The organism is Neobacillus kokaensis, from assembly GCF_014656545.1.
Lineage (GTDB): Bacteria > Bacillota > Bacilli > Bacillales > Cytobacillaceae > Neobacillus > Neobacillus kokaensis.
Genome location: NZ_BNDS01000005.1, coordinates 75,167 through 87,851 on the forward strand (window position 1 = coordinate 75,167; position 12,685 = coordinate 87,851).

11 protein-coding genes are annotated in these 12,685 nt (G+C 40.2%); 7 read left to right on the forward strand and 4 right to left on the reverse strand.

Annotated elements, in window-relative coordinates; all coding sequences use genetic code 11:
- Nucleotides 1-9: 9 nt before the first annotated feature.
- The 4 genes from IE222_RS07675 to IE222_RS07690 all read right to left on the reverse strand — a co-directional run bounded on the left by IE222_RS07675 (nt 10) and on the right by IE222_RS07690 (nt 5,426).
- Nucleotides 10-858, reverse strand: coding sequence for a carbohydrate ABC transporter permease (locus tag IE222_RS07675; RefSeq protein WP_191271674.1), 849 nt, complete (start codon nt 856-858; stop codon nt 10-12).
- A gap of 63 nt (nt 859-921) precedes the next feature.
- Nucleotides 922-1,887 carry an ABC transporter permease gene (locus IE222_RS07680; protein ID WP_191271415.1) on the reverse strand — a complete coding sequence of 322 codons (966 nt, stop codon included), beginning with the start codon at nt 1,885-1,887 and terminating at the stop codon, nt 922-924.
- Nucleotides 1,888-2,247: 360 nt separating this feature from the next.
- The gene (locus IE222_RS07685) at nt 2,248-4,488 is read right to left on the reverse strand and encodes a helix-turn-helix domain-containing protein (RefSeq protein WP_191271417.1); all 2,241 of its coding nucleotides are present in this window, start codon (nt 4,486-4,488) and stop codon (nt 2,248-2,250) included.
- Nucleotides 4,489-4,682: 194 nt separating this feature from the next.
- Nucleotides 4,683-5,426 carry a Crp/Fnr family transcriptional regulator gene (locus tag IE222_RS07690; protein WP_223282619.1) on the reverse strand — a complete coding sequence of 248 codons (744 nt, stop codon included), beginning with the start codon at nt 5,424-5,426 and terminating at the stop codon, nt 4,683-4,685.
- A gap of 303 nt (nt 5,427-5,729) precedes the next feature.
- Between IE222_RS07690 and IE222_RS07695 the strand changes: the two genes are divergently transcribed.
- The 7 genes from IE222_RS07695 (at nt 5,730) to IE222_RS07725 (ending at nt 12,417) form a co-directional block, all read left to right on the forward strand.
- The gene (locus IE222_RS07695) at nt 5,730-6,173 is read left to right on the forward strand and encodes a cytochrome C (protein WP_191271419.1); all 444 of its coding nucleotides are present in this window, start codon (nt 5,730-5,732) and stop codon (nt 6,171-6,173) included.
- A 20-nt stretch (nt 6,174-6,193) separates the two neighbouring features.
- The gene (nosZ, locus tag IE222_RS07700; protein ID WP_191271421.1) at nt 6,194-8,062 is read left to right on the forward strand and encodes a Sec-dependent nitrous-oxide reductase; all 1,869 of its coding nucleotides are present in this window, start codon (nt 6,194-6,196) and stop codon (nt 8,060-8,062) included.
- Between the two features lie 111 nt (nt 8,063-8,173).
- On the forward strand, nt 8,174-8,746 hold the full coding sequence (locus IE222_RS07705) for a hypothetical protein (RefSeq protein WP_191271423.1): 573 nt from the start codon (nt 8,174-8,176) through the stop codon (nt 8,744-8,746).
- Nucleotides 8,747-8,808: 62 nt separating this feature from the next.
- On the forward strand, nt 8,809-10,086 hold the full coding sequence (gene nosD, locus IE222_RS07710) for a nitrous oxide reductase family maturation protein NosD (RefSeq protein ID WP_223282620.1): 1,278 nt from the start codon (nt 8,809-8,811) through the stop codon (nt 10,084-10,086).
- The gene (locus IE222_RS07715; protein ID WP_191271427.1) at nt 10,050-10,847 is read left to right on the forward strand and encodes an ABC transporter permease; all 798 of its coding nucleotides are present in this window, start codon (nt 10,050-10,052) and stop codon (nt 10,845-10,847) included. The genes nosD and IE222_RS07715 overlap by 37 nt, the downstream gene beginning before the upstream one ends.
- Nucleotides 10,844-11,521 carry an ABC transporter ATP-binding protein gene (locus IE222_RS07720; RefSeq protein ID WP_191271429.1) on the forward strand — a complete coding sequence of 226 codons (678 nt, stop codon included), beginning with the start codon at nt 10,844-10,846 and terminating at the stop codon, nt 11,519-11,521. Before IE222_RS07715 ends, IE222_RS07720 begins: the two co-directional genes overlap by 4 nt.
- Entirely contained in the window at nt 11,518-12,417 is a 900-nt protein-coding gene (locus IE222_RS07725; protein ID WP_191271431.1) for a FixH family protein, read from the forward strand. The genes IE222_RS07720 and IE222_RS07725 overlap by 4 nt, the downstream gene beginning before the upstream one ends.
- Nucleotides 12,418-12,685: the final 268 nt, after the last annotated feature.

A 12,685-nucleotide genomic window follows, 5' to 3' on the forward strand; every position in this document is an offset into this window, starting at 1 on the left:
TATAAATGATCAGCCTTTAATTGATCCGATCATAACACCCTTAACAAAATGCTTTTGAAGAAATGGATAAAGGATTAGCACTGGTAAACTAGCAATAATTACAACACCATATTTAATTAGCTGGGAGATATTTTGCAATTCCGCTAATCCCCCGTTTAAAGAAGAATCCATTACCTCTTGCGCCTGGGTTAGAATCAATACTTCTCTAAGAACTAATTGCAATGGATATAAATCGGCATCCCTTAGATAAATAAGGGCGGAAAAATAAGTGTTCCAATGTCCAACGGCGCTAAACAATACCATTACGGCAATAATCGGTCTTGATAGCGGCAGGACAATCTTTAGAAAGAACTTCCAATTGGAACACCCATCAACAATCCCCGCCTCTAAGAGTTCGTTTGGAATCGTACTTTGAAAAAAGGTTCTGACGATGATTAAATTAAACACAGAGATGGCATTCGGGATTACTAATGCCCACATGGTATCCAGCATCCCCAAATCTTTCACTAGCAGATAATTTGGGATCATGCCGCCATTAAAGAACATCGTAAAAACGATAAAGAACATAAATATTTTGTTGCCTACTAAATCCTTTCTCGATAACACATATCCACCCGTAATGGTTAGTACAACATTAATCGACGTACCCACAACCGTGTAGATAATGGAATTTTTGTACCCTGTCCAAATTTTTTCATGTTCAAAAATCATTTTGTACCCTTCGAATGTGATATCCTTCGGCCAAAACCAAACTTCCCCATTATTAATACTATCAGGACTGCTAAAGGAGGATATAATCATAAAATAAAGCGGGTAAATGGTGATGAATAGAATAAGACTAAAAAAAACAACATTCATAATGTCAAAAATTTTGTCGCCCCTGCTGCGGCTGCCAATATTCAATGGAATCTTCCCCTTTCTTTACCAAAGACTTGATTGACCTGCTTTTTTCGCTAATTTATTGAAAGTAATGAGAAAGACAAAATTAATAACCGAATTAAATAATCCTACCGCTGCCGCATAACTATATTGGGCTCCCAATAATCCTGTCTTATAAACATAGGTTTGAATTACTTCCGAAGAAGATATGTTTAAAGAGTTCTGCATTAAATAGACTTTTTCGAACCCTACGCCCATTAGATTTCCAATATTCAGAATAAACATAATAGAGATTGTCGGTAAAATACTTGGAAGATCCACATGCCAAATTCGTTTCAATTTACTGGCTCCGTCAACAACAGCCGCCTCATGCAAATCAGGGCTGACCGCCGTTAATGCGGCTAAATAGATAATCATTCCCCATCCAAGGTTTTGCCAAACACCTGAAAAGACGAATAGGGACTTGAACCATTCCGGTATGCCAAAAAAGAAAATTGGTTCCCCGCCTAATAATATAATGAACTGGTTGATAATCCCATTTCGCGGGGATAAAAATAAATACAACATTCCAACTAAGACCACTACCGAGATAAAATGAGGAGCGTAGGTTACAGTCTGGACAATCCGCTTAAAACGTGAGCTTACCAATTGATTTAATAAAAGCGCCATGATAATTGGAATTGGAAACATGGCTAATTCAAAGACAGCTAATCCGAAGGTGTTTTTTAATACAGCCCAAAACTGATAAGAGTTAAAAAATCGCTCAAAGTGTTCAAATCCTGCCCAGCTGCTCCCCATGATTCCCTGTATGGGATTAAAGTTTTTAAAGGCAATTTGAACCCCATACATAGGGTAGTAATGGAAAACTAAAAAGTAGACTAATGTCGGTAGAAATAACAGATATAAATCATAATTCCGTACTACTTTTTTGATGATCGCCGATCGCCTTTTTACTTTAATGGTGACTGCTTGATCCTTTTGGAGTACCGTACCCCCTTGGTGCCCCATTCTGTTTCCTCCATTCTTGTTTTAAATTCTGTCCTCGATTGCCGGATCCCGTATTGTAAACGGATACAAATTATGAAACCGGATACTTGGTTCAGTGAAACAAGCATACAGGATTTTTTTTAAGCAGCACAATCAGCCATTTCATAACAAATGTGCTAAAACAACTTCATTACTTATACATCAATTAGTCTTTGCAATATGCTAAAAACAAACGAATATGCGATTTACAAACCCTTTAAAACGTTTATTTTACAGTCCTTTTAACGTAACACATAAAAAACAGGCTTACGTTTTCTTTTTAGTAAATGATTCAATAACGCAAAAAAAAACTGGCAATGCACCAGTTCCGTTTGCCAGTTTTTAATTTTTTTCCGCATAGTGTTTACGAAATTCTCCTGGGGTTAATTCCGTCATTTGTTTAAATTTCCTTATAAAACTAGAAGCATCACTATAGCCAACTTGTTTGACAATATCTTTTATTGGTGTGTCAGTTGTCTTTAATAATTGTTTAGCATGGTCCATTCTTAAGCGATTTAGATGCTGCCAAATTGTTTCTCCCGTTTGCTTTTTAAAATATCCCATTATGTATGTCTCTGATAGAGAAAAATAACTTGCCAGAGATTGAATGGAAAATTGATCGTCGTAATAGTGTTCTTTGATGTAAGCTAACAATTCATCCAACAATTTAGGAATTTCATTGCTTTTATTAACAAGTTGAAAAGCTGTATGAATCATGTTTGTAATCGTTTTTTCAACTTCTTCAACTGAATAAAAGTCATTAATAAGAAAAACATCCGGTAAGGCATCTTCAACTTTTGTTTGGAGATTATGTATGTCCTGAACAATTCTCATTGTCGTACTCGATATATCAAAACTAAGGCATTTCGCCATATACAAATTTGTATCTGATGACTTTATGATACTTACCATTTTAGTAAGAATTCTATCTACCTTTTCTTTATCCTTTTTTCTAAGGGAAGATTCCAATTGCTCAATGATTTGTTTGTCATACCATTGTATTTTAGGATTGAAAGCAGACGTTTCTTTAAAAAAGATCACCTGATCAATACCTTTGATTAATTTATAATTTAAGGCAGTAGATGCCTCCAAATGTGACTTTCCAATCTGTATTAACTCATGATAGCTATTCCCTACACCGATAGTGACTGTAAACGGTTGATTCTTAATACATTCTTGATACCAATTAGTTAATACTGATGAGGGGACTTCACCACAGATAATAACCGCCACTTTTGATGTTTCAAATAAATTTACTGGATATTTTTCAATATGCGGAAGCTTTTCTAACCAGTCGTTGATCAATTTAGACCGAATTTGCATTTTTGGCACATTGTCACTGTTAAAATCCATTACCATAACAAAGCATGACGCTTCATTTAGCGTCAATTCCATTTCTTCCCCTAGCTTGTTAAACTCAATGTAATCCTTTATTTCTCCCCTTAGTAAACGGGTTAATAGGTGCTGCTGAAGGACCGGCCGGCTGTTTTTAACTCGTTCAGATAACTGCTGATTCATTGAATCGGTGTAATCCATCACACCCCATATTTTATCCAAGTCATCCCGTTTATCAACTGCCTGCTCCCATTTCTCCTCCGCTCTTCGAATAAGTCTGCGTAATGGTTTATAGTTTATATGAAGACCGAAGTATATAATCAAAACCCCAGCACCCAATATAATCATATACGAGATCAGCACCTTATTTCTTATGCTATTGACTTCTTTCATTAATTCCTTTTCAGGCGTTAACGTTATATAAGACCAATCTAAAAAATTAGACTTCACCTGGGAAATAAAATATGGCTGATCATCTATGTTTACACTTCTAATTCCTGTAGAACTATCTTTTTTTAGTATCTTATGTATTAGAGATACATTTAAATCCTTGTGAGAAAGACCTGCCACGATCTTACCCTTTTGGTCCAAAATAAAAGCATTTCCATTAGGTGTATTTACTACGTTTTTTAACATATCTCTTATTACTTGTTCCTTCACTAAAAAGAGAATGGTACCATATGGTGTTGTACTATTAGAAGGAACCGGTACCACGTAAGTAATTAAGTGGCGATTCAATCCTTGAAATAAAGTTACATCTTCAGCTGTTCTTAATATAGGTTTACTTGTTTTATTAATAGTCTGATAAAAATCCTCCGCTGACCAATTTTTATATTGAAAATGGGACTTTAAGAATATAGATAGAGAATAACTAGAATTTGCTGAATAAATATATTTTCCATTCCTTATAAAGTAAAAAAGGTCATAAATAAAATCATTGCCTACTTTATAGTCTAATAACTTTTGTGCTTGATACACATCATAAAAATTATGGATTGCATATGGAGTTAATTCAGGTTGATTTGAGATTTTTGTAGAAATATTATGTATTTCTAGCAGCTTAGTATCGATTACATCTTTTACTTGTGTTAATTTTTGTTTATTTGATTCCTGTACTTGCTGCTTTAAATTCGTCATGATTTGAAAATGAATGATATAGCCCATTATAAAGATAGGGAGGATTAATAGTACAATATAGAACAATAAATACTTATATACCAGCGGTATTCGATAGTTTCTTTTCATCATCAAAACGCCCCCTCCCTTTGGGTTAATCTTTATCTAAATACCTTTTTCATTTTCCATAATAAAATATTATCAAAGTTTTCTATTTGTATAAACTGAATTTTCGAAATTAACTTTATCTACTCTTCTCTACATAGACCTTCCCTGCTAAAAATAATGGAAAAAAGCCCTTCAATTTTGAAGGGCTTTTTCCATTTTCAATACTCCTTATGCATCACCGTACACAGCTTACACCAATCAAGAATGACAATTTTCCGCGACTTTAAATCGATTAGTTCTTCCTTCCGCAGCTTCGAGAACACTCGGCTTACGCTTTCCCGCGTTGTCCCGACCACGGTCGCAAACTCCTGCACCGTCAACGGAATCTCAATGTCCCAGCGCCTGCCGTCGGTATTAAATTTTTTCCCCAGCCGCTCAAGCATTTTAACCGTTTTCGCATACACATCCAACAATGCAACATCTCGAAGCTGTGAGGTCATCTCCCGTAATCCATCGCTCATATAGCGAACCATCTGCAGTGCCAGTTCGAGATAATTTGCTAATTCCTTTTCGAGCTCCAGCTTATCCAAGAACAAAATCTTGCCTTCTTCGAGCATCGTCGCCGTTGCCGGATAGCATTCTGTTTTGTTTGTAAACAAGCACGCTTCGGCAAACACATCGCCCTTCTGTTTCATGCAGACAATAATTTCATTGCCGTTTTCATCCTGCTTTGTCAGTTTAACCGCCCCAGACAGAATAAAATACACGCCTCTAGCCACTTCATCCTCTGCGATAATCTGCGTTCCTTTTTTGAATTCGTACGTTTGAATCCTCTTTTCAATAACCTGCAGTGAATCCTGCGATAACTCTTTAAAAATCACAATCTTCCGAAGCAAATCGGCCTTCTTTAATTCTTGATATATAGCTAAATTCTCCTCCTTTAAGCAGTTGACTCGATTCAATTTCCCCGCCACCTTTGCTAATTTTCCTATCTAAAAACGATTGATTACCATCTATTGTAAACAATCTTTTTCTGGCATGAAGTGATACATTTCACAAAACTATTCATTTTTCCCTACATCCAAAGTGGAAACATACGTTTCACAAAACGTTCATTTTTAAAAAAAAGCTTTCTATCAAGGTTCTCACCTACTCTTCACAGAACGTTCAAAAACAGCTAAAGAGGCGTGAAGTATATCACATATATCTATTGCCCTGAAGATTAGGATGAAATTGTTCATTCGCTAAAAAAGGAGGGGGAAACATTGCAAAAAGCAATCATTAGTTTTGTCATCAGTGCCGTACTTGGCTTTGGTCTTGGCTACCTGGTATTTGACGTGATAATGGGGAAAGCCTCAAATGAACCGCAAACCGCACAGGCCGACAATAGCCAAACATCCGCAGCCAAAGAGGAAAGCACAGATACAAAAGAAACTAAAACAGTTTCTGCCAATGACGACAACATCCTCAATAAAAGAGGATGCCTAGGCTGCCACGCTGTCGAAACTCTTAATTTAAAAGGCGGGGCAACAGGTCCGGATCTTTCCAAAGCCTTTATAAACGTAGAGGGGAAACACGGCAAGCCAATTGAAGAATTCTTAAAAGAGCCTACATCAGCCGTAATGTCGGGAGTAATCGGTGGCAATCCGTTAACAGATGAAGAACGCAAGCAAGTTCTAGAAGTGCTGAAAGATGCGTCTGAAAAATAATGAAAAGGCAGGTGTAATGAATGAAAAAATGGGTTCCAATCGCTTCCGGTTTGCTGGCCGGGTTTATCGCAGCGACGATCTCCTTTGCGGATTTTTCGTCCAAGACAGACACACAAACAGCTTCCGCAGGCAACAAAAGCGATGCCGAAAAGGTTTATGTACCATTTGGCAAGAAAGATGACTACTATTTATTCGCATCCGGCGGCCACTCCGGTCAAATGTTTATTTACGGTGTGCCCTCGATGCGCAAAATCAGAACCATCCCTGTCTTCTCGCAGGATTCTGCAACAGGGTATGGGTTTGACGAGCATTCGAAGAAATTAATGGGCGGCTATACATGGGGCGACCTGCACCACCCGGCTTTTTCCGAAAAGAATGGCGACTATGACGGCAAATGGATGTTTGCCACCGATGTCGGCAACAGCCGTGCCGCCGTTGTGGACTTAAAAACATTCACAACAAAGGATATTATCAAGGTGCCAAACACTGCCGGTCCTCACTGCGCCGCATTTGTAACTGAAAATACAGAGTACATGTTCCTGCCGACCCGTTTCGCGGTGCCGCTTGGACAAAAATACGAATCGCTGGATGACTATAGCAGCAAATACCGCGGTGTCATGTCAGCCGTTACCTTTGATGAGAAAAAAGTGAAGTTAAACATTGCATATCAAGTGGCTCTTCCGCCTTGGTCCTATGACTTATCCGATGCCGGAAAGAAAGGCTCCAAAGATTGGGCGGTTATGACTACCTACAATACCGAAGAAGCAACAACGACAATGGAAGTCAACGCCTCTCAAGCTGACCGTGACTATATCGTGCTGTTCAACTGGAAAGAGCTTGAGAAGATGGTGAAAGAAGGAAAGTACGAAGATGTCGGCGGGCAAAAAATGATCTTCCCTGAAAAGCAAAAAGGCGGCATTTATTTAGTCCCTGTTGCCAAGTCGCCGCACGGTGTTGACGTAACTCCTGATGGTAATTACTTTATCGCATCCGGCAAGCTTGCCCCTGCGATGACGGTATTCTCTTTTGAAAAAGCATTTAAAGCAGTTGAAAACAAAGAATTTGCTGGGGAACGCAATGGTATTCCGATTTTGAAATATGAGTCGGTGATGGAGCGCGAGGTCAACCCTGAAAACGCCCTTGGACCGCTTCATACACAATTTGATGACAAAGGCATGGCTTATACAACAATGTTTATTTCTTCTGAAATTGTGAAATGGGACCCTAACACTGGCAAGACGTTAGACCGCGTGCCTGTACAATATTCTCCAGGCCACTCTGTTGCAGCTGAAGGTGACACTGTAGCACCTGATGGAAAATGGATTATAGCTCTGAACAAAATTGCTAAAGACACCTACTTATCTGTCGGCCCTTCTCATCCAGAATCGATGCAGCTAATCGACCTCAGCGGCGAGAAGATGAAGGTTGTTCAATCTGCGCCGGTTGACCCAGAGCCGCACTACGCTCAAATGATTAAGGCAGATAAAATTAAAACGATAGAAGTCTATCAAAAGGATTCAAAAAACAAGGATGCCGTGTATAACCAAAAGGATACAAAAATTGTCCGGAAAGGCAATGAAGTCCACGTCTACGGGATTGCCATGCGCTCAAGATTCATCTTTGACGCGAAATCAAAACGCCCGGATGTAATAGAGGTGAACGAAGGCGATCATGTGTTTATCCATTTAACCAATATCGACTTCGATGAGGACATTACCCACGGCTTTGCGATTAACGACTATGACTTAAACATGGAAGTACAGCCTGGGCAAACAAATACACTGGAATTTACCGCCGATAAAGCCGGGACATTCCCGCTCTATTGCACAAACTTCTGCTCCGCGCTGCACCAGGAAATGAACGGCTACTTCCTAGTAAAACCGAAATAGAAAAGCGCAAGGGCGCTTGCGCTAGACAGAAAAATTTTGTGGCGGGGTATCAATTGTAAAAGTTGGTACCCTTCCCCTTAGTAAGTTTGCAATATAAAAGGAGTGGTTAACTTGAATGACAGCAGCAAAAAATTATCTCTTACTTCTTCCTTGCTGATAGGACTGGCAGCCGTCTCCATCATTGCGTCGATGTTCTTCCCCTGGTGGAAGATGGTATTTTATGCGCCGCAATATCCAGAAGGGTTAAATATCATCGTCTACCCTAATAAGCTTGATGGACAAATTGATATTATTAACGGGCTGAACCACTATATTGGGATGTCCAACTTCGGTGAGGAAAATTTTCCGGAACTGTCCTATTTAATCTATATTATCGGCGGATTAGCCGGCCTTACTTTCATAACAGCAGTGCTTCGTAAAAGAGCTGTTCTTTACGGATTAATTGTCCTATTTGCCACTGGCGGTCTTACCGGGGTGTTAGACCTTCATTTTGCCTTAAAAAAGTATGGTTCAAATTTAAGCCCGGAGGCACCGATTAAAATTGACCCCTTTATCCCGCCAATTATTGGTGAAAACACGGTCGCAAACTTTATCACTCACAGTCTCTTAGGCACAGGTCTCTACCTTATCATTGCCGCTTTTATTTTATTGCTGATTCCGTTATGGAAGGACCGAGCTAAATGAAAAAACTGACGCTCCTGATTCTTGTTTTTTCTTTCTTTTTTTTCATAAAACCGGAGGAAAAGATGGCAGCCGAAAACTTGCAAGCAATGATCGACTCCATGAAAGAGGGAGCGGTACTGAAGCTTGAAGACAAAACCTATGAAGGCAACATCGTCATTGATAAACCGCTTACGCTAATTGGAGCAAAACATACCGTAATCAAGGGAGATGGAACCGGTAACGTGATTTCCGTAAGAGCACCACGTGTAAAGCTCAAGTATTTAACCGTAACCGGCAGCAGTATGAACCGGAACTCTTCAGAGGAGTATGCTGCAATTAAAGTCTATACAAACAATAATCTAATTGAACATATTACGGTCCGCCGTTCCTTTCACGGCATTTATTTAAGCAAGGCCCACCACAATATTGTCCGCTATACCAACATTAAAGGAATAGGCAAGGGCGAAATTGCTGCCCAAGGCAATGGGCTTCATATTTTTTATGCAAAAAACAACCTGCTTTCTCATAATACAATCGAAGGTACCCGCGATGGCATGTTCTTCGATTATGCTAACAAAAACAAAAGCTATGACAATAACATCAGCAATACAAGATACGGATTGCATTATATGTACTCTGACGGAAACACTTTTAAACGCAATATCTTCACAATGAACACGGGCGGCGCTGCTGTCATGAACTCTAACAATCTTACATTAGAAGATAATCAATTTATCGTTAACTATGGAAATCAATCATTCGGGCTCCTGCTTTTGCAGGCCAATGATAATCATATTGAGAATAATTTGTTTTACATGAACCAGCGCGGCTTGTACATCGACCAGGCAACGCGGAATCTGGTCAAGAACAACCGCATCATTCAAAATCAAATTGGGATTGAGCTCTGGGCCAGCTCACAGGCCCAAGTTTTTACCTTAAATCGAATTTCTGATAACACCATCCCAGCTGTCACGATTGGCGGCAATGGCGAGCGCAATGACTGGAGCAAGGCCGGGTTCGGCAATGACTGGAGCAGCGCCTTCCCGCTTACCGATTTAAATCAGGACGATATCGGGGATTTTCCGATCACCTATTACTCCAGCCTCCACCAATTGATAGAGGACCAGGAACTTACGAATCTTTTTTTAAAAAGCACGGCCATTTCGATTTATGAAAAAATAAATGCCACGCAAAATAACGAAGAGGTTATGTTTAAAGATCCGCACCCGCTTATGCCTGTAAAGCGCAGCCATACCTTCGTACTTTGGATTGGAATTGGACTTCTGGCGGCGGTTGGTATTTTTGCAAAGGGGAGACAAAAGCTATGCATTACATTTGGAAGGAATGGAAGGAACACATAAGGGGTAAAGGGCTTTGGCTGGCACTAAGCATCATTGTTCTGATTTCAATCAGCATTATGCTTCGTTCCTCTGCCCTTTCATTTGATAAAGGTTTTTACATTTTGATGATCAATTTATTTGATACGATCATTTACTTTATCCCGATTCTCTGCCTGTTCATCGGCGCCTTTTCGATATTTCAGGAAAAAGAACAAAAGACGCTGATCATGCTGCTGACAAAAAGGGACAATTATTCAAGCTTCCTGTTACGCAAAAGCTTTGGGCTCTATACGGTGGTATTGCTGCCGCTGCTCGTGTGGTTTTTCATCTATCTGTTATTGTTGAAGTTTCAATTTCAGCTTGATGTTAAAGCCTATCTCGTTTTTATTTTGGCACTTGTAGTGATGTCCCTGGTGTTTTTGCAGATGGGCGCGGCAATAGGAAGTTTTTCTCGCTCACGGATGCAGATTATCGGCTGCACGATTTTTATCTGGTTCTACTTTTTCTTTTTACATGATTTTATCCTGCTGTCGTTTTTACCGGATGTTACCTACGAAAATGTCAAACTATTTTCCGTTGGCTATTTTTTAAATCCGCTGCAGGCAGTTCGGATGTTTCTTGAAACCGGCATGGGCGTCTATTCATTCGGACATATGTCGCGGCTTCTAGAAGCGTTCATGTGGACAAAGCCAGTGTTCTTTTTACTAGGAAATCTCGTTGTTTGGCTGGGGGTTTCTTTTGGAACGGCCACTTTCTTAAACCGCAAGGAGGGGTATGAATGATTAAAGTTTCTAACTTGAACCAATCCTTCGGGAAAAAACAAGTGCTAGATTCTATTACCTTGGAAATAAAGAAACATGAAATCTGTGCTCTTGTGGGTCGAAACGGGGCAGGAAAATCGACATTTATTCATAGCCTGCTTGGGCTGTTGCCGATAAAGCAAGGAAAAATTGAGATAAACGGTGTGGAAGTGACTAAGAAAAATGGGGAGTGGAAAAAGGCGATTGCCTATCTGCCGGAGAAATTCATGCTTTATCCTAGCTTAACCGGGCTCGAAAATATCACCTTTTTTGCCGAAGCTGTGTCAGGCTCGGCGGTTCTTGAACAGGTGGAGCAAGTTCTGCGGTCTGTCCGCCTATGGGATGACCGCAACGTCCAGGTGAAGAAATATTCCAAAGGGATGCTGCAGCGGTTAGGCCTCGCGATTACGCTTTATCAGGATTCGAGCATTCTGATTTTGGATGAACCGACAAGCGGCATTGATCCGATGGGGCGCAAGGAAATTTTAGAGGTGTTAAAATCGCTGTATGACAAAACGATTCTTCTCTCCTCACACCATTTAGACGAAATTAAACAGGTGTGTACTCATGTCGCATTTTTAGAAGATGGAAAAATGTTAAAGTATACTGTTGGGGAATTTTTAGAGACACATCATTTGGGAGGTTATGGCGAATGAAAAGATTGATATATGCCTTGGTGCTGCTGGTTGCGATGCTTACCGGCTGCAGCTCTGGGTCAAATTACACTATTAAAGTAACAAAAGAGGTTTATTTTCAACAAGATAAGGCGTCACCAATTGAAATTAAAGTAACCGATGGCGGCAAGGCGGTGAAGGGCTTAACGGTAACAGCCGAATTATCAATGGCGAATATGGACCACGGCACTTCAGATGTAACCCTTAAGGAAGCTGCTGATGGTGTTTATTCCGGAGAAGCACAGCTCCCTATGAACGGAAAATATGAAGCGGCATTTATGTTGGTGAAGGATGGGGATAAGGCTGAAAAGGTGATTGAGCTGAATGTTGGGAAACCAAAAGGAGTCGCTGCGATTAACGGCAAGTGGATTACCGCCGATGACCTCGCTTTTTATAAGATGATTAACCAGCTGCAGCTCGCGATCAACCGCGAGGCCGCTAATCAAAAATACAGCGGCACCCAGTTAGAGGAAGAATTGGCTTACTTGGATTCACAGGAGAAATTAGCGGTTGATGAGAACCAGCTCTTGACGCAGATTATCCGTCTGCGTGCGATGGCTCTGCTTGCTGAAGAGAAAGGGCATCAAGCTTTAGATTTGGAAGTTGAAAAAGCAGTTGTTCAGGCCCGTGAGCAGTACAGTGAGTATGATGCTGCAATGAAATTAATTAAAGAGTATGGCGAAGATCAGTTTTGGGATGCTGAAAAGACGCAGTTCCAGATGATCGTCCTTTCAAAAAAAGTACAACAAGATGTTTTGGCCCAGGTGAAAAAGGAAAACCCGAAAGCCGGCGAGCAGGAGGTTCTTTATTTAGCCCAGCAAAAATACGAAGAGCTCTTGGTATCGCAGGTTAACTCGTTGAAGATTGAGATTTTGTAGTTTTGGGCAGGGCAGGGTTGGTTTGATGCGGGTTGGTTTGGACAGCAATCGTCATGACGAGTTGCTATTTAGCGTTGTTTTGATGAACGGGATTTATTAAAGACAGTTTTGGTAATTTCGCTCGCGGTTTTGTCCTTTAGAAGCCTTATTAAAGACAGTTTTACTAGTTTTCGCTTCGATTTTGTCCTTTAGAAGCCTTATTAAAGACAGTTTACTAGTTTTCACAGCGGTTTTGTCCCATAGAACCTCCCTATGGGACATTCCAAGC